Genomic DNA, 16,210 nt, shown 5'->3' with positions numbered 1-16,210 from the left:
GAGATGAACATGAACGACGGAACGCTGGCGATCCTTACCCAGTGGTGCTTCCTCTGCCTGATTTGGATGGGTGTTTTCGACGGAGCGCTGCATCGCTGGGGGATCAAGAGAGCTGGAGCATTGGCAGTAGTGACCCTTTTTCTAGTCTGTACGTTTGTCAACTGGCGGCTCTATGTTTTTCCAGCCATAAGCGTCAGCATCAGCGGAGCGATCCTGCCCTTTCTTTGCGCTGGATGGCTTTATTCGCGCCAGCAGAACGGGCCCAAAAGAATGTACGTGATTATCGGAGCAGGCGTCGGGACAGTGCTGTTCTGGTTTCGCTGGCTGCTCTTCACAGATCCGATTCTCGCGATATGGGATGTGAGATGGATGCTGCCTGTGTGTGCTGTTTTCGCCGCTTTGACAGTCAGTCGTTCAGGAGTGACGCAGATGTTCTTGCTCCTCCTTTCCTTGTCCCTAAGTGATTTGCTGTACTCGCTCTACGAGTGGAAGCTCACGGGCTCCTGCCTAGTCGGCAACGAGTATGCCCACGATCTTTTATGGAGCGCGTTCTCGCTGTGGGGAGTGTGTGCGGCAAGCTGGGCATTGGCGAGATTGCTCTTCCGCTTTGCGGGGAGGAACACTTCCAATTCAGACAGGAACAGGTGATGCTCATTGTTTCAAGAACTGCTCTCCAACGAATATGCAATCCCTCTCTCTTTAGGCATTGGGTTCGGCATCGTCTGCCGGGTCTATTTGCTGCAGACCGACTACCGGCAGTATCCAACCTATCCGCATGGCAAAATTATACACATCGCGCTTGGGGTCATTGCCGCCGCTCTCGGAGCTGTGGCGGTTCCCGCCCTGTTGAAACAAAATTACACAGCGGTAACCTTTTTAACGGTCGCTGCCCAGCAGTTTCGCGACGTGCGCAACATGGAGCGGACCACTCTGACCGAGATCGACAAGCGGGAGATGATCCCCCGCGGAGGTCCTTATATCGAAGGGATCGCCATGGTGTTCGAAGGCAGAAACTACCTGGTGATCTTCACTTCCCTGATCACGACCTTTGCCACCGTCTTCTTCAACTGGTGGGGAGGAGCATTGGCCGGGCTTGGAGCATTGCTTGTCTCAAGATGGCTGAAGTCGGGCAAATATCTGTCCCACATCGTCGAGGTAGTGCCGGCGGAGGTGAAAATCGATGGAAAAGACTTGTATGTCGGCGATATTTATATAATGAACGTAGGGCTGCGCGATTCGCAGGAAATTATCAAGAAACACGGGGTAGGGTTTATCCTCGTGCCAAAGGATGCGAATGCCAGCGTCACAATCGCTCACCCCGGACAGCGCCAGGCCATTCTGCATGATGTTGCCGTGCAAATGGGGCTGTTCACCGATGAGGGAGAGCCATCCCTGACCCCGCTGATCAAAAGAGATCTGTCAAGCGGGCGCTTGGGCGTATTTTTGCTTCCCCAAGTCCTTGACCACGAGCGGACAAAAATCGTGATCGAGTCTGTGCCGATCTTGGAAAGTGTGTTCCGAAAGCCGCTTGAATCGCCGGCTGCGGCAGAGGGAGGCGTTCATGGCGGGTAATATTATGGCCATCGTTACGACGAAAAAAGAGCAAGTGGCTGGAGGAGCGCCCATTTTCGCGGTGGAAGACAAGGAAAAAATGCAGCAGACGGCCTTTACCCTGGAAAAAATTTTGAATGCCATGGTACACGAGTTGAATGAGGATACCCTAATCATTGTGAGTCACAAGTAGTGTGTGGTATGATTGTCTAGTTAAAAACAGATACGAGAGAGAGTGTTGTCAACTATGGGATTGCCAGTGGTAGCCATTGTGGGGAGACCCAACGTGGGCAAATCCACGATATTTAATCGATTGGTCGGAGAACGGATTGCCATTGTAGAGGACAAGCCAGGCGTTACCCGGGACCGTTTGTACGGGAAAGGCGAGTGGCTCAATCAATATTTTCACGTGATTGACACGGGAGGTATTGAATTCGGAGAGACCGACGAAATCCTGACGCAAATGCGTTATCAGGCCGAGCTTGCCATTGATGAGGCGGATGTCATCATCATGGTCACGGACAGCCGCACAGGCGCGACGGATGCCGATCTGGAGCTGGCGCGCATGCTGAACCGTACGAAAAAACCGGTCGTGTTGGCCGTCAATAAGGTAGACAATCCGGAAATGCGTGCCGAGATATACGAGTTCTATACATTGGGTATTGGAGAACCATTTCCCGTATCCGGCAGCCATGGTTTGGGACTGGGAGATGTCCTGGAGGAAGTCGTCCGTCACTTCCCTGCGAGGGAAGAAGAGGACCAGGCAGACGACGTCATCCGCGTCTCGATCATCGGACGCCCGAATGTGGGCAAGTCATCCTTGACGAACGCCATTCTCGGCGAAGAACGCGTAATTGTCAGCGACGTTGCCGGAACTACGCGCGATGCGATTGATACGCCGTTTGAACGCGACGGACAGCAGTACATTCTCGTGGATACGGCTGGTATGCGCAAGCGTGGAAAAGTGTACGAGACCACGGAAAAATACAGTGTGATGCGGGCGATGCGTGCGATTGAGGAATCTGACGTGGTACTCGTGGTTCTGAACGGGGAAGAGGGGATTATCGAGCAGGACAAAAAAATTGCCGGATATGCGCACGAGGCTGGGCGCGCCGTCATTATCGTCGTGAACAAATGGGATGCGCTCGAAAAAGACGACAAGACCATGAATCGTTTTACGGAGCTGATCCGCGAAGAGTTTAAATACCTCGACTACGCTCCGATCTTGTACGTGTCGGCGAAGACGAAACAGCGCGTTCACACCATTTTGCCAAAGGTAAACCAAGTGGCGGAAGCCCATTCGATGAGGGTCCCGACGTCGGTTCTCAACGATCTGGTGACAGATGCCACGATCATGACACCGCCCCCATCGGATCGCGGAAAGCGCCTGAAAATCAACTACGCGACGCAGGCGACGGTCAAACCGCCTACTTTTATCCTATTCGTCAACGATCCGGAACTCATGCATTTCTCCTATGAGCGTTATATAGAAAACAAAATACGGGAAGCGTTCGTCTTTGAAGGGACGCCGATTCGTATCTGGACGCGCAAAAAAACATAGGGAGAGGGAACTACCATGGTGTATTTGTCCTTGCTGATCAGTTATTTGATCGGGTCAGTCAGCTTCAGTTATCTCATTGCCAAAAAAATTGCGGGTATCGATATACGTTCGCACGGCAGCGGCAACGCCGGCGCTACCAACACGTTGCGTGTTCTGGGGAGGGGGCCGGCTATAACCGTGTTGGTTTTGGATGCTTTGAAAGGTCTGGCCGCAATGGGAATTACCCATTTGTTGACTGATGGCAATGCACTGGCGTACGCTTTGTCTGGCTTGTTTGCCATCATTGGACATAATTGGCCTGTCTTTTTCGGATTCCGCGGAGGAAAAGGGATTGCCACAACAGTAGGTGTGGCATTTGGCTTTTCTCCGCTTGCCTTTCTGACTTCGGTCATTATTACGATTATTGTTATTGCAATCACGCGCTATGTTTCACTCGGTTCACTCGTATTGGTAACCATGCTCCCCATCTTTCTTTACGTATTTTCCAAGGAGCCTGCATTTATATGGGTGAGCACGGTATTAGCGATCTTCGCTTACATTCGGCATTACAACAATATCCGAAATCTTCTCTCAGGCAAGGAACGAAAGCTGGGGGAATCTGCCCAGCGTCCGCTTAAATAAGTTTCAAGACAATATCCAAAGTGGAGGGGGAACTATTGAGTTTACAAGTTGCAGTTATTGGTGCGGGAAGTTGGGGAACGGCCCTCGCATCCGTTTTTGCTTACAACGGCCACCATGTCACTTTGTGGATGCGGGATGCAAAGCTGGCTGAGAAAGTAAATACATTGCATGTGAACGAGAAGTATTTGCCGGAGACTCGCCTTTCCTCGGAAATCGTTGCGACGACAGACATAAAAGAAGCGGTGCAGGGGAAGCCGGTCGTCTTGCTTGCGGTCCCTTCGCATGCCATGCGCCAGGTGACCCGGGAACTGGCCCCCTATCTCGAACCGGACGTATTGCTGATCCACGCGACGAAAGGCTTTGAGATGGAAACGCTGAAGAGAATGTCGGAGGTGATCGGTGAAGAGGTGTCGGAAGCGATCTCCAGAGGGCTCGTCGTACTGAGCGGCCCGAGCCATGCGGAGGAGGTTATCCTCCGATCGCCGACGACCGTGGTGGTGGCGTCCGCTTCCGAAGAGAATATGCTCCGGGCCCAGGACCTTTTGATGAACAACTATTTCCGCGTGTACACGAACCCGGACCTGGTCGGGGCAGAGATTGCCGGCGCACTGAAGAACATCATCGCTCTCGGAGCGGGGATGTCGGACGGATTGGGGTTTGGAGACAACGCAAAGGCGGCTTTGCTGACGCGGGGATTGGCTGAAATCACGAGGCTGGGCATACAGCTCGGCGCGATGCCGCTCACCTTTGCCGGCCTTGCGGGGATTGGCGATCTCGTCGTTACGTGTACCAGCAAACACAGCCGAAATTGGCGGGCCGGGTATTTGCTCGGGCAAGGAAAGCCGCTCGATCAGGTGCTGGAACAGATGGGGATGGTCGTCGAAGGCGTGCGAACGACCAATGCCGCGCATGCCCTCGCCGAGCGGGAAAACGTAAGCATGCCGATTACAAGCGTCCTGTACCGGATCTTGTTTGAGGGAACTTCTCCCCGTCAAGGGGTGGAGGAATTGATGGGCCGCGGCCGCACACGCGAAAATGAATACCTTGGCCCGTATAGTATCTGACCTGAACCCTTCACCTTTTTAGGCTCCTGCACATACGTTAATGGTGTAATCCAAATGTCGCAAGGAGGGCTAAGGGTGATGGGTAACAGCATTTCTCGCCGTTTTTTGGAGAGGCTGCAAAAGCAGGGTTCAGATAAAGTGGATGAAGGGAAACTGCGCTCGCTCGCGGGGCAATTCCAGCGAAGCGATTTTGAGGATGAAGCGAAGCTTCGTCAAATCATTCGCACGCTTGCTGCAATGAGCGGGAAAACGATAGATGAAGAGCGGGAAACCAAGATCGTGGAAATGTTCCAGAATCAGGAGATCAGTCTAAACGACATACAGTCCCTGACGAAGCTGTTGCGCACGTAGAGAAATGGGCGGTTATGCCCGTTGCATGCTTGACAAATTGTCATACAGTATGACTAGGAACAATCATGGCTCTACAGGGGCATGGCTGGTCTGCAGGATCAAGAAAAAAAGAGGGAGATCATCCCTCTTTTTTTCGTTTTGCCGAACCGTTTGCCGATTGATTCAGCAGGTTTTGAACGAGAGGAGATTGCAAAAGCCCCAGAAGCTGTCCGATATCGATGTTGGCCAAAGGGTTTGACCCGCTGTTTTCCGCTTCTTCCCGAACGTCTTCAGGTTCGTGGGCGCTCTCTGCGGCTTGCTTTTTGGAAACCGATCGTTCCGCCGGTTTTTCCGCGGTTTTTTCTGACGAGCTTCCTTTTGCGCTGCGCTTGCCGAGCGACTCAAACATCTCCATGGCACCGTACAGTGTATCCATCGTCTCTTCGACTTGACGGATCGTGCTGCTGATTCCTTTGATATTGGTTCGCATTTTTGAGACGGATGTCCGCAGATCGACCGTTTGCACTACTTTTTTTGGCGTCACGGCCAAAGAAACATCCGTTATTTGGTCATTGAGCTTTTTGCTCGGTATGGGGGCATAAGGATTGCGCCATTTTTTTGTACTCATCAGTATCCCTCCATTGGGCGGATTCATCAGAATAGTCTATGCGAGCGTCTAGTGCGTGGTTCAGATGAAAAAGTGTGGAATGCCGGAAGTATGGTATAATAAAGCAAAACCTAAAGAGAAAAGGATGCTGTCTAGACAATGCCTATCGATCCGATGACCAAGATGAACATCTCCCTGGCGGCAATTGCCCTGATGTTCATCTGCAATTTTCTGATGATTTTTGCACGAAAAACCGCTAACAGCCTGGTTCGCTTCTTGTTGAAGACGATTGGCTTTCTCATGCTATTGGTGACCTTCGTCATGATCATCATCGTCATTTTTGCGTAGGGGAGTGTCCAGAATTGGAAAAACTTACATTACATACACGATCAGGAACGCATCAGGTGCCTCTTGAGCTGGGGAAAACAATCGTTTCCATCGCAAAATCCCAGAAGCTGGGCTGGGGATATTCATGTGAGCGTGGAATATGCGCGCAGTGTCGAACGCTTGTTGAAGAGGGCGCGGAACACCTAAATGACATTACGGAGGCGGAAAAGCTTCGCTTGAGAAAAGCGGAGCGAGCCGAAGGGTATCGGCTCGGCTGTCAAATCAAAGTGATTTACGAGGGCAAGATTACTCTGGCTCACCGTCCGTATTGACCGGAGAGTGGATAATATGGCGAAGATAACGTTTTTGCCCGCAGGCAAGACGATGAAAGCGAGGCCGGGCCAATCTATTATGAGCGTGGCGAAGGCAGCCAGAATTGTCATCCCGCAAAGATGCGGGGGGCATGCGTCCTGCCTGATGTGCCGGGTGGTCGTCGTGAGCGGGCAAGTGAGCGAGCCTAGTGCGCTGGAGAAGCGGAAGATGCCCGAGGCCGATCTGGGCAACGCGATCCGGCTGGCTTGTCAGACAAAAGTGACGGACAAGGATTGCACGGTGCGAATTCCGGAAAGCAAGTGGAAGTCAGTCGTACAGGCGGCGCTGGAGAAGCAGCGTCTTGAGGAAGAAGAATGGTAGCTAGAGGGGTAGCGAGAGATGTTGCAAAAAATGCGAAGGAATGTACTTTTGGCCGCGGTGCTGATGACCATTTCGGCACTGCTGGGCGGCTGCATGTATCCAGAGGAAAAAAAGCTGGAAAACCAGGTACCGAGTGAATTTTATTTGGATGCCACCCAAAAGGCTGTAGAGCAGTTTCAGAAGGATACCGGCGTGCTTCCAATCGTGACCAAGGATATCAATACGCCGATCTTTGAGAAGTATGAAATCGATTTTCGAAAAATGATGCCCAAATATTTGCCGGACGTCCCTGCCAATGCTTTTGAAAAGGGAGGCATCTACATGTACGTACTGATCGATGTGGAGACGAAGCCTACGGTGAGATTGATTCATCTGGGTTCCGTCAGCAAGGTGGCCGACATTCAGGCAGCTGTCATGCGTTTCCAGCGAAATTACGAAAAGCTGCCAGTCAAAGCGGACATCGGGAACGGCTACTATTCCATTGACTTTTCGAAGCTGAGCATGAAGGAAGTTCAGGTTCCGGGCACGGCAGGAAATTACCTCTTGCCTTTGGTGATGAACGAAAAGGGAGAAGTAGGGATTGACTATGCGGCGGACATTGCGACCGTCCTACGAAATTCAAAGGCAGAAGTACCGAATGCGACAGACCCGAGATATGTCATGGCTAGGGAGTCCATGTTTGTCCCGGCGAAATCCTTCCCCTATGAAATGGTCGATGGGGAACCAAAATTGCTGAAATTGCCATGAACGAGGCAGCTCAAGTTGAGCTGCTTTTTTTGTTCTACGGTACCGATTCTCACATATATTTGTATTGTCCAAGATTCTAGTACGAGATTCACGGGAAAATACTGGCGGTCAGGGATAATTCGGAAAAACGGTCATAGTGTAAAAATAGACAAATAGAAGGAGGTCATCGATGGTGGAACGAGTCGATATCTTTAAAGACATTGCCGAACGGACGGGCGGGGATATCTACCTGGGGGTAGTTGGCCCGGTTCGCACGGGTAAATCGACCTTTATCAAAAGGTTTATGGAACAGGTCGTCATCCCCAACATTCACTCGGAGGCAGAGAGAATTCGAGCAACAGATGAACTGCCGCAGAGCGCTTCCGGGCGAACAATCATGACTACGGAACCGAAATTCGTTCCGAATCAAGCCGTCCAGGTAGACGTTACAGAAGGGCTCAGCATCAACGTTCGCCTCGTTGACTGCGTCGGCTATACGGTTCAAGGGGCCAAAGGCTTCGAGGACGATAACGGACCGCGAATGGTTCATACTCCCTGGTATGAAGAGCCGGTGCCTTTTGAGGAAGCGGCGGAAGTGGGAACGCGAAAAGTGATCCAGGAGCACTCCACCATCGGCATTGTGGTCACGACAGATGGCAGTATCGCGGAAATTCCGAGGGCCGGCTATATTGAAGCCGAGGAGCGGGTCGTCAGCGAGCTGAAGGAAGTGGGGAAACCCTTTGTCATCGTGGTAAACTCGACACGGCCTCGCTCGGAAGAAACACAGAACCTGCGGCTGGAGCTGCAGGAGAAATACGACGTGCCGGTCTTGGCTCTGTCCGTGGACCACATGTCGGAGCAGGAAGTACTGCTGCTCATGAGAGAAGTGCTGTTTGAATTCCCTGTTCATGAAGTAAACGTGAATCTGCCCAGTTGGGTCATGGTACTGGAAAATGGACACTGGCTCCGTCAAAACTACGAGGAAGCCGTCAGGGAAACCGTACAGGACATCCGGCGCCTGCGCGATGTTGACAGGGTCGTAGGGTTCTTTAATGACTACGACTTTGTAGAGCGGGCTTCGCTTGCCGGCATGCATATGGGCCAGGGCATAGCGGAAATTGACCTGTATGCGCCAGATGAGCTGTACGATCGCATTCTGATGGAAATCGTGGGTGTGGAGATAAACGGGAAAGACCACCTTTTGACGATCATGCAGGATTTCGCTCATGCAAAACGCGAGTACGACCAGGTGGCCGAAGCGCTTCATATGGTTCGTACTACAGGCTACGGGATCGCGGCGCCGTCCTTGCATGAGATGACCTTGGACGAACCTGAGCTTATCCGACAAGGGCCGCGCTTCGGAGTGAGGCTGAAAGCGACTGCACCGTCGATTCACATGATCCGCGTCGATGTCGAATCGGAGTTTGCCCCGATCATCGGAACGGAAAAACAGAGTGAAGAACTCGTGCGTTACCTGATGCAGGATTTCGATAAAGATCCGCTCTCCATCTGGAATTCGGATATATTTGGACGTTCGCTCCATTCGATTGTCAGGGAAGGAATCCAGGCGAAAATCACGATGATGCCGGACAATGCCCGATACAAGCTGCAGGAAACATTGGGCCGCATTATCAACGAAGGTTCAGGCGGACTGATCGCGATCATCCTGTAAAAATGGGTATTAAGAACTAGAATATAGACAGGCAAAGGAGGCTCCCGCTATGACGGGAAGCCTTTTTTTCTTGGATTTCGCTTAAATTCGACAGCAGGGGGCTTGAATTTACAAAGACGGTGTATTACTATAAGCTTGTCAGAGCGGTAAAAACACCCAATCGCGTATAAAACGCCGGGTTTCGGTAAAGAAAAGTAATACCTACGACTCAACCGTCATTGAGGGGAGGTGAACAAAATGAACAAAACAGAACTGATCGCAAAAGTGGCTGAGACCACCGAGCTCACAAAGAAAGATGCAACGAAAGCTGTTGACGCGGTTCTCGATGCAATCGCTGAAGCGCTGAAAGACGGTGATAAAGTCCAACTGATCGGCTTCGGTAACTTCGAAGTTCGCGAGCGCGCGGCTCGTAAAGGCCGTAACCCGCAAACTGGTGAAGAAATCGAAATCGCATCCAGCAAAGTCCCTGCCTTCAAACCTGGCAAACAACTCAAGGACTCTATCAAGTAATCGTTACGTCAGTTAACGCATCACTTACATAAAAATCCACATTGAATAAATGTGGATTTTTTCATGTTTTTGGGCCTTTTAAGCAAAGTGCTTCATATGCACGATTCGTTTTGTCTTTTCCGAGGTAATGTGATAAGATGGGCTTGTTTCGCTGTGTGAAAAGGAGGTACGAGAATGAACGTCGATCAAGAGAAGATTCAGTCAGCCGTCCGCATGATACTGGAAGCAATTGGTGAAAATCCAGATCGTGAAGGCTTGCTGGACACACCGAAGCGCGTAGCGAAAATGTATGCGGAAGTATTCGAGGGCCTTGTCATAGATGAAGAGAAGTATTTCGAGACCGTCTTTAGCGAAGACCACGAGGAGATGGTGCTCGTCAAAGATATCCCGTTTTATTCCATGTGTGAACATCATCTGGTTCCGTTTTTCGGGAAAGCGCATGTTGCCTACATTCCTCGCGGAGGTCGTGTCGTCGGGCTGAGCAAGCTGGCTCGCGCCGTCGAGACAGTCGCACGCAGGCCGCAGCTGCAAGAGCGGATTACGGCCACGGTAGCGGATGCCATTGTCCGCAAGCTGGACCCTCACGGAGTAGTCGTTGTCGTGGAAGCTGAGCATATGTGCATGACGATGCGCGGAGTGAGGAAGCCCGGGTCCAAGACAGTCACTTCAGCTGTGAGGGGAATCTTTGCCAACGACCCTGCGGCACGGGCCGAAGTGTTCAGTCTGATCAAGTAGAGCGAAGGCTTGGTGGATGTAAGGAAAAAATTTCTTGACAGTCTAACTAAAATTCTGTATAGTATTGATGTACAGTCGGGATGTGGCGCAGCCCGGTAGCGCGCACCCTTGGGGTGGGTGAGGTCCAGGGTTCAAATCCCTGCATTCCGACCATTCGATACATGATGCGTTAACGATCTTTGACGTAGATGAATGAAAGTACATAACTGTATCTTCAAATATTCCGGGTTGCAAGCCGGATATGCAAGTGTGTGTAATACTAACAGGAACGCTTCTCGCCGATCAGCACGATCATAGAGAGGTGTTTTTTATTTTTCGCAAGGGACAAAAACATATCTTCATAGAATTAGAACGGTCCCGTTGTTTTTGGTATAATCTGAAAGAAACGGGAGGGGAACACATGCGTTTTAGACCCGTGTGCCGAAACTGCCAACATGAGGGCGGTTATGATCTCCACAGCATATGTTCCTGATGTAATCCATGCTTACCAGTATTTGCATGTTGACAGACTGCCATCCAAAGTTCGATTTGGCATCATCTCCTTTGAGGAAAAAGAGGAGTAGTCCAACTCGAAAACGGAGATGGATACATGGGTCGGACATGGTTCAAGCAAAGCAGGTTTCGGGCTTCCTTTTTTTGAACACTGGGGATTTCCACACAAAAAAATCGATTTATACTTACCTTTTACAATTGACTGAGTCCACGGACTATATGGGAGCCTGATTATCGTTAAGAGAGAACTCTTGCCGATAATCAGGCTCCTTACTGTTTTTATTAGGGCATGAAAAAGGGGATCGCTCCTAAATCCCCATCAGCCCAAAAAACGGAAGGAGTGACCGGTGTGAGAGAGGTTTTTGGCAATCGGAATTTTTGCAGGCTGTTCTTTTCTAATTTGTTTTCCGGCTTTGGACAGGGAATGACGATGATTGGGATTTCATGGTACCTGGTTGAATCGACAGGTTCCGCCAGCTTGCTTGGTACCACGATGCTTGTTTCCTCTGTGTTGGCGTTTCTCATCGGACCTTATTCGGGTACATTGATTGACCGCTTTTCCCGCAAGGCGATTCTGCAGATAGAACAGCTGGGAGGTTTTACGGTTCTGGCCATTTTGACGGCATGGGGGTTTTGGAATTCCTATCATGAATGGATAATGGTCTTTATTTTTTTGGCCGCAACGTTCATGTTTCAGATTCACGAGCCAGCGCAAGCTGCCTTCGTACAGGAGACCTTCGACAAAAAGCATTACAACGCGATCAACTCTTTGCTGGAGATCGAAAACCAAACAGCACTGGTGTTGGCTGGTGCGTTAGCCGGTCTGCTTCTGGAGAAGTTCGGACTGCATGCGGTACTGCTGCTCAATTCATTGACCTATTTGGCTGCCTTTCAGATGCTGTCAGGAATACGCTATGTTTCGGCTCTGGAACGACAAGGGAAACAGGAGCCTCGGACAACTTGGGTGGATCAATTCCGGCAGAGCTGGCTCTACATCAAGGGAAGGCCAGGCTTCTTAATGTTTGGAATTTCCGCACTTATGCCATTTATAGCTGTTTTGCTGGTGAACCTTCTCAACCCCGTCTTCGTCAGCCAAGTATTGGGAGGCGATGTGAAGATTTATTCACTAGGAGAGGTTACGTATTCATTTGGTGCTGTAGTGGCAGGTATGGCGGTTGCTTTGATTTGCCGGAAGCTTGGTGAATTTCCGTATATGGTATTTGCCTTTTTGCTGATGGCGGCCGCTCTGATTCTGACGGTAGCGATACCAAAAGCGTGGATATTTGTGCTCCTTTCTGCCTTTTTGGGCTGGTGCAACGTTTCGACTCGGCTTATCCGACAAACCCTGTATATGGAGCTGGTGCCCAACCGATTTATGGGGAGGGTCATGAGCTTTTTAAAATCGATCGGTATGCTGATGAGACTGCTGCTCATCGCGCTGTTCACTGTCCTGATCGATTCGATCGGCGCAGCAGTGGGCTATCTCATATTGGCGGGGCTGCTGGTTGTTGCGATGCTGGGTATCGTCGTTTCCATGCGGAGTTTGATCGGGCAGGCGCACACCTCGGATAAAGAGGCAATCGGCAGCATGCCGGAGCAAGAAAGAGAAGCGAATGCTGTAATAGGGAAATAAAGAATGACGAGCCGGTCAAACGCGCTTTTATTTGCGTTCCTTGGCCGGCTCTTTTTGGTACAGGTTGTAGGTTTGGCAGTCGGCCAACATAGCAGATGTACCAGCGGATCAAATCAGGTACGCTTTTTTACTTGCATGAGCGGTGGGCTGTATGATAGAATGAAGCTCGGAAAAGGTGACGGCAAGCACGAATCGTTTTAGACTTTGCTCCAATCCATTTTGTTAAGACATTTGCATGAAACTTCGGGATGTGGCGCAGCCCGGTAGCGCGCACCCTTGGGGTGGGTGAGGTCCAGGGTTCAAATCCCTGCATTCCGACCATACGTACACGAGATTCTCAATTCTCGTTGAAAAGAAGCCGCTGATCGAATGCCGATCAGTTGGGCTTCTTTTTTTCTGTCAGACAAAAATGCCTATTGGCTTCCTTTTTTTTCTTCCCTATAATATGATAAGTAGAAAGACAAGCAGAAAGGTTGTTCACTGATGAAGATGTCACCGCTTATTCAACCCTATCTGTCGGCAATCAACAGCTATGATCTGAGCGAAAGCTCGCCTGGTTCCTACGTGCCTGCGGCAGAGATGCCTTTTTCAGATATTCTTCAAGCAGAGCTTGCAAACGGTCAAAGGGTTATTCGCGCCGAGCAGATATTGGCAGAGCTTGATGGTTCAACAGACTGGAATTTTGGTGATGCTTCCGATACATACACCGCGCAATCGAGCAGTCAAACACCACAGAACGTCCAAGGCATCCTGGACAAGATCAGTCAGGTCGCACGCAAGCATGGTGTGGATGAGAATCTTGTTCGCGAAGTAGTTCGCGCAGAATCCAACTTCAATCCGAACGCCGTCTCTCGGGCAGGGGCCAAAGGCTTGATGCAGTTGATGGACGCGACAGCCAGATCGTTGCACGTGCGCAACGTCTATAGTCCGGAAGACAATTTGGCTGGCGGGACAAAATACTTGCGAGGTTTGCTCGACCGGTACGACGGCAATGTAAAAGTGGCGCTGGCCGCTTACAATGCCGGTCCTGGCCGAATCAGCCGCCTGGGTATTGATACGGATGAAGAACTGGAGCAAAAATACGAGCTTCTTCCTCAGGAAACCCAGAGATACGTAGACAAGATCATGAAACGCTTGGAACCGGGTGGGACATCCTAGAAACGAAAAACAACAGCGTTGCCAGTTAGGAGGAGCTTAGGTGGCACAATCACCGAATGGACAGCAAGAATACTTTGTAGTAAAGGCGAAAGAAAACGGGGTTCACGTGATCGGGTTGACCAGAGGTTCCGACACTCGTTTCCATCATACGGAGAAATTGGACAAGGGCGAGGTCATGCTGGCCCAGTTTACCGAGCATACCTCTGCGATTAAGGTAAGGGGAAAAGCAGTGATCTATACGCATCACGGGATTATCGATACATCGGATGAAAAGCAGGCATAGCCTGCTTTTTTTATTTGTACAATGGTGGTGAGGAGGGATGTCTATGCCGCGCAGACTGTTTGTCGCCATTGCCGTATCCGCATTCTTGGCCGCCATGCTCTCTTGGGTTCCGACGCTGTCGTGGAAACAGGTGGATGTGCCTGCTTTTCAAGCCGCCAGGCCGGTAGAACTGAGCGAACAAAATGTAGTGGATTTATTTACATTCCTATCGACTCATTATAATATTAAGCGTGTAAAATGGGAAAATCCGTCGGTTTTTGTCGATCTGGCGGTACATCCAAAAGATCGATTGGACGCAAATCGCGTGTTTCACGATTTTTACGCTGTGACTTACGATTTGTTTCGATTAACCGGTAATGTGCAGCATGTATATTTTCGCTTGCTGGAAAAAGAGGAGCGAGAAAAGGCGAGCAAACTGCTCGTAGCAATCGAAGCGAATCGTCCGGATCGGTCCGCCTACGCGGTGTCTCCAACTGAAGTAGCCGATTATGAAACATACGTCAAGGCAAGATTCCCGGTGCGGGTGGAGCCTTATTTTTATGAGAGAGTTAGTCCTTGACGGGTGAAGTATGGTATGATGGTAGGGATGGTATTTTGCCGACAATCGGTAAAAGCATGAAACCGAACGGAACAGGTAATGACCAGGTTGTGGAGGAGGACGCATGAGCAAAGAAAAAAACCCATTCATAGACGAGATCCGTGTTATTATCGATCAGATCTACCAGCGAATGTCCATTTCCTATGTAGAACAATACGTAGACGTACCAGCAATGGCGGAGAATCGCCTTGCGCTGTTGTACCTTTTTTTGTTGAATCGGGGAATGGGCAAGGAACGCGCACGGACGTTCTCAATTACAACCGGCCTCATGCAATTAGGATTGGACATGCATGAAACTGTCAAAAATGCTTATGGCGATACACTAGTGGAAGAACGGAACAGGCAATTAACTGTTTTGGCAGGCGATTATTACAGCAGCCGCTACTACCAATTGCTCGCTCATGCCGGTGAAGTTGAAGCCATTCGCGTCCTGGCGGATGCCATTCAGCATGTAAACGAGGCCAAGATGAAGCTCTATCTGGCGGAAAAAGAAGGGAAATTGTCATCTGAAGCGTATATGGAGCTGCGGACAGTGATTGATACGGGCTTGTACGTAGCTATGGTTGACAAGTATGCCGAGTCGGAGGAAGACCGCCGCTTCTGGACATCGCTGCTAAAGGACACGGCGACGGTCGAGAGCATGATAGCCGAATGGGAACAGTTGAAGTGGCAAGATCAGGCTCCAGCCGGCTTGGCTCGTTTTTTGCTGCAAAAACCAGGTGCGACGCTTGCTCAGGTGGTGGCCGGGATCGAAACGAAAGCCACTGAACTGATCGGCATGTGCGAACAGCTGTTGCGAACCTTGCACCAGACCGAAGCCCAGGACGTGCTCGCTTGGTTTACATCGCGATATTCTCACCGTGTCAATCGTTTGAAACGGGTTATTGAGGAGATGTGATGATAAGTGAGCGAGACACAAATGAATGAAAAAGCGCAATACGTGCATCACGTGTTTGAAAGCATTGCGGATCAGTACGACAAAATGAACAATGTCATCAGCTTTGGCAGCCATGTGGCCTGGCGAAACTACACGATGAAACGCATGGGCATCAAGCCGGGACAAGCCGCGATCGACGTGGCGTGCGGCACCTGTGACTGGACGATTGCGCTGGCCGATGCCGTCGGCAAGGATGGCCGCGTCGTCGGGCTTGACTTCAGCCAGAACATGCTGGATGTAGGCGCATACAAGGTCGAGCAGCGGGGCGTCGGCGAGGTCGTACAGCTGGTGAACGGCGACGCCATGAAACTGCCCTATGAGGATAACTCCTTTGACTTTGCAACGATCGGGTTCGCGCTCCGGAACGTTCCCGATATCCAAACCGTTTTAAAAGAAATGGCGAGAGTCGTCAAGCCCGGTGGCAAAGTCGTATCATTGGAGGTGTCCAAGCCTCCTTTTTATCCGTATCGCCAGCTTTTTTACCTGTATTTCTACAAGATTTTGCCGCTGATCGCCAAATGGACTGTGAACAAGTATGAGGAGTACGCCTGGCTGCCGCAATCACTAACCAACTTTCCCGATAGCCGCGAGCTTGCCCGCATGTTTCAGCAGGCAGGCCTTGATCCGGTTGAAGTAAAATTGTTCATGGGCGGAGTGGCTGCACTCCATATCGGGACCAAGCCCTGATCTTTCTTCGGGCATCTCTTCAGTG

21 protein-coding genes and 2 tRNA genes are annotated in these 16,210 nt (G+C 50.7%); 22 read left to right on the top strand and 1 reads right to left on the bottom strand.

Going from position 1 to position 16,210, the window contains the following annotated elements; all coding sequences use genetic code 11:
* Positions 1-9 precede the first annotated feature (9 nt).
* From Q3F21_RS06285 to Q3F21_RS06255, 7 genes are all read left to right on the top strand, one after another.
* A complete protein-coding gene (locus Q3F21_RS06285) occupies positions 10-648 on the top strand; it encodes a YphA family membrane protein (protein WP_340250624.1) in 639 nt (212 codons plus the stop codon).
* A gap of 6 nt (positions 649-654) precedes the next feature.
* Positions 655-1,572, top strand: coding sequence for a YIEGIA family protein (locus Q3F21_RS06280; RefSeq protein WP_340250622.1), 918 nt, complete (start codon positions 655-657; stop codon positions 1,570-1,572).
* A complete protein-coding gene (locus Q3F21_RS06275) occupies positions 1,562-1,744 on the top strand; it encodes a capping complex subunit for YIEGIA (RefSeq protein WP_340250620.1) in 183 nt (60 codons plus the stop codon). The genes Q3F21_RS06280 and Q3F21_RS06275 overlap by 11 nt, the downstream gene beginning before the upstream one ends.
* Positions 1,745-1,798: 54 nt before the next feature.
* Positions 1,799-3,112: a ribosome biogenesis GTPase Der gene (der, locus tag Q3F21_RS06270; protein WP_340250618.1), complete on the top strand. Its 1,314-nt coding sequence runs from the start codon at positions 1,799-1,801 to the stop codon at positions 3,110-3,112.
* A gap of 15 nt (positions 3,113-3,127) precedes the next feature.
* Entirely contained in the window at positions 3,128-3,733 is a 606-nt protein-coding gene (gene plsY, locus Q3F21_RS06265; RefSeq protein ID WP_340250617.1) for a glycerol-3-phosphate 1-O-acyltransferase PlsY, read from the top strand.
* A gap of 35 nt (positions 3,734-3,768) precedes the next feature.
* The gene (locus Q3F21_RS06260) at positions 3,769-4,797 is read left to right on the top strand and encodes an NAD(P)H-dependent glycerol-3-phosphate dehydrogenase (protein WP_340250616.1); all 1,029 of its coding nucleotides are present in this window, start codon (positions 3,769-3,771) and stop codon (positions 4,795-4,797) included.
* A 78-nt stretch (positions 4,798-4,875) separates the two neighbouring features.
* A complete protein-coding gene (locus Q3F21_RS06255) occupies positions 4,876-5,148 on the top strand; it encodes a stage VI sporulation protein F (protein WP_340250614.1) in 273 nt (90 codons plus the stop codon).
* Between the two features lie 118 nt (positions 5,149-5,266).
* Here Q3F21_RS06255 and Q3F21_RS06250 read toward each other — a convergent pair whose 3' ends face one another.
* Positions 5,267-5,755 carry a hypothetical protein gene (locus Q3F21_RS06250; RefSeq protein ID WP_340250612.1) on the bottom strand — a complete coding sequence of 163 codons (489 nt, stop codon included), beginning with the start codon at positions 5,753-5,755 and terminating at the stop codon, positions 5,267-5,269.
* Between the two features lie 138 nt (positions 5,756-5,893).
* Between Q3F21_RS06250 and Q3F21_RS06245 the strand changes: the two genes are divergently transcribed.
* The 15 genes from Q3F21_RS06245 to Q3F21_RS06175 all read left to right on the top strand — a co-directional run bounded on the left by Q3F21_RS06245 (position 5,894) and on the right by Q3F21_RS06175 (position 16,185).
* Positions 5,894-6,082 (top strand): DUF2768 family protein, encoded by a 189-nt coding sequence (locus tag Q3F21_RS06245; RefSeq protein ID WP_340250611.1) that lies wholly within the window; start codon positions 5,894-5,896, stop codon positions 6,080-6,082.
* Positions 6,083-6,096: 14 nt separating this feature from the next.
* Positions 6,097-6,393, top strand: coding sequence for a 2Fe-2S iron-sulfur cluster-binding protein (locus Q3F21_RS06240; RefSeq protein ID WP_340250610.1), 297 nt, complete (start codon positions 6,097-6,099; stop codon positions 6,391-6,393).
* A 16-nt stretch (positions 6,394-6,409) separates the two neighbouring features.
* Positions 6,410-6,754 (top strand): 2Fe-2S iron-sulfur cluster-binding protein, encoded by a 345-nt coding sequence (locus Q3F21_RS06235; RefSeq protein WP_340250609.1) that lies wholly within the window; start codon positions 6,410-6,412, stop codon positions 6,752-6,754.
* An 18-nt stretch (positions 6,755-6,772) separates the two neighbouring features.
* The gene (locus tag Q3F21_RS06230) at positions 6,773-7,501 is read left to right on the top strand and encodes a hypothetical protein (protein WP_340250608.1); all 729 of its coding nucleotides are present in this window, start codon (positions 6,773-6,775) and stop codon (positions 7,499-7,501) included.
* 172 nt (positions 7,502-7,673) lie between these two features.
* Positions 7,674-9,152 carry a stage IV sporulation protein A gene (gene spoIVA, locus Q3F21_RS06225; RefSeq protein WP_340250607.1) on the top strand — a complete coding sequence of 493 codons (1,479 nt, stop codon included), beginning with the start codon at positions 7,674-7,676 and terminating at the stop codon, positions 9,150-9,152.
* Between the two features lie 237 nt (positions 9,153-9,389).
* Positions 9,390-9,662, top strand: a complete 273-nt coding sequence (locus Q3F21_RS06220) for an HU family DNA-binding protein (RefSeq protein ID WP_003387097.1) — start codon at positions 9,390-9,392, stop codon at positions 9,660-9,662.
* A gap of 174 nt (positions 9,663-9,836) precedes the next feature.
* Positions 9,837-10,397: a GTP cyclohydrolase I FolE gene (folE, locus tag Q3F21_RS06215; RefSeq protein WP_340250606.1), complete on the top strand. Its 561-nt coding sequence runs from the start codon at positions 9,837-9,839 to the stop codon at positions 10,395-10,397.
* Positions 10,398-10,473: 76 nt separating this feature from the next.
* Positions 10,474-10,550: transfer RNA gene (locus tag Q3F21_RS06210), tRNA-Pro, on the top strand.
* A gap of 628 nt (positions 10,551-11,178) precedes the next feature.
* Positions 11,179-12,522: an MFS transporter gene (locus Q3F21_RS06205; protein WP_340250605.1), complete on the top strand. Its 1,344-nt coding sequence runs from the start codon at positions 11,179-11,181 to the stop codon at positions 12,520-12,522.
* Positions 12,523-12,766: 244 nt separating this feature from the next.
* Positions 12,767-12,843: transfer RNA gene (locus tag Q3F21_RS06200), tRNA-Pro, on the top strand.
* 162 nt (positions 12,844-13,005) lie between these two features.
* Complete coding sequence (locus Q3F21_RS06195; protein WP_340250604.1) at positions 13,006-13,680, top strand: lytic transglycosylase domain-containing protein; 675 nt, start codon at positions 13,006-13,008, stop codon at positions 13,678-13,680.
* Between the two features lie 40 nt (positions 13,681-13,720).
* A complete protein-coding gene (gene mtrB / locus Q3F21_RS06190) occupies positions 13,721-13,963 on the top strand; it encodes a trp RNA-binding attenuation protein MtrB (protein ID WP_340250603.1) in 243 nt (80 codons plus the stop codon).
* A 43-nt stretch (positions 13,964-14,006) separates the two neighbouring features.
* Positions 14,007-14,522 carry a hypothetical protein gene (locus Q3F21_RS06185; RefSeq protein WP_340250602.1) on the top strand — a complete coding sequence of 172 codons (516 nt, stop codon included), beginning with the start codon at positions 14,007-14,009 and terminating at the stop codon, positions 14,520-14,522.
* Positions 14,523-14,625: 103 nt separating this feature from the next.
* Positions 14,626-15,459: a heptaprenyl diphosphate synthase component 1 gene (locus tag Q3F21_RS06180; RefSeq protein ID WP_340250601.1), complete on the top strand. Its 834-nt coding sequence runs from the start codon at positions 14,626-14,628 to the stop codon at positions 15,457-15,459.
* A 6-nt stretch (positions 15,460-15,465) separates the two neighbouring features.
* Positions 15,466-16,185 (top strand): demethylmenaquinone methyltransferase, encoded by a 720-nt coding sequence (locus Q3F21_RS06175; protein ID WP_340250600.1) that lies wholly within the window; start codon positions 15,466-15,468, stop codon positions 16,183-16,185.
* The last annotated feature ends 25 nt before the right edge of the window (positions 16,186-16,210 follow it).

Source organism: Brevibacillus borstelensis, from assembly GCF_037834415.1.
Lineage (GTDB): Bacteria > Bacillota > Bacilli > Brevibacillales > Brevibacillaceae > Brevibacillus > Brevibacillus borstelensis_A.
Note: the sequence above shows the minus strand (reverse complement) of the source record. Positions and strands in the feature narration are given on the sequence as shown.

Bases quoted from the DNA above. Each gene is read 5' to 3' on its own strand.
- Q3F21_RS06285 (WP_340250624.1), top strand. From the start codon at position 10: ATGAACGACGGAACGCTGGCGATCCTTACCCAGTGGTGCTTCCTCTGC.
- Q3F21_RS06275 (WP_340250620.1), top strand. From the start codon at position 1,562: ATGGCGGGTAATATTATGGCCATCGTTACGACGAAAAAAGAGCAAGTG.
- der (WP_340250618.1), top strand. From the start codon at position 1,799: ATGGGATTGCCAGTGGTAGCCATTGTGGGGAGACCCAACGTGGGCAAA.
- plsY (WP_340250617.1), top strand. From the start codon at position 3,128: ATGGTGTATTTGTCCTTGCTGATCAGTTATTTGATCGGGTCAGTCAGC.
- Q3F21_RS06255 (WP_340250614.1), top strand. From the start codon at position 4,876: ATGGGTAACAGCATTTCTCGCCGTTTTTTGGAGAGGCTGCAAAAGCAG.
- Q3F21_RS06250 (WP_340250612.1), bottom strand. From the start codon at position 5,755: ATGAGTACAAAAAAATGGCGCAATCCTTATGCCCCCATACCGAGCAAA.
- Q3F21_RS06245 (WP_340250611.1), top strand. From the start codon at position 5,894: ATGCCTATCGATCCGATGACCAAGATGAACATCTCCCTGGCGGCAATT.
- Q3F21_RS06235 (WP_340250609.1), top strand. From the start codon at position 6,410: ATGGCGAAGATAACGTTTTTGCCCGCAGGCAAGACGATGAAAGCGAGG.
- Q3F21_RS06230 (WP_340250608.1), top strand. From the start codon at position 6,773: ATGTTGCAAAAAATGCGAAGGAATGTACTTTTGGCCGCGGTGCTGATG.
- Q3F21_RS06220 (WP_003387097.1), top strand. From the start codon at position 9,390: ATGAACAAAACAGAACTGATCGCAAAAGTGGCTGAGACCACCGAGCTC.
- folE (WP_340250606.1), top strand. From the start codon at position 9,837: ATGAACGTCGATCAAGAGAAGATTCAGTCAGCCGTCCGCATGATACTG.
- Q3F21_RS06205 (WP_340250605.1), top strand. From the start codon at position 11,179: ATGAAAAAGGGGATCGCTCCTAAATCCCCATCAGCCCAAAAAACGGAA.
- Q3F21_RS06195 (WP_340250604.1), top strand. From the start codon at position 13,006: ATGAAGATGTCACCGCTTATTCAACCCTATCTGTCGGCAATCAACAGC.
- Q3F21_RS06185 (WP_340250602.1), top strand. From the start codon at position 14,007: ATGCCGCGCAGACTGTTTGTCGCCATTGCCGTATCCGCATTCTTGGCC.
- Q3F21_RS06180 (WP_340250601.1), top strand. From the start codon at position 14,626: ATGAGCAAAGAAAAAAACCCATTCATAGACGAGATCCGTGTTATTATC.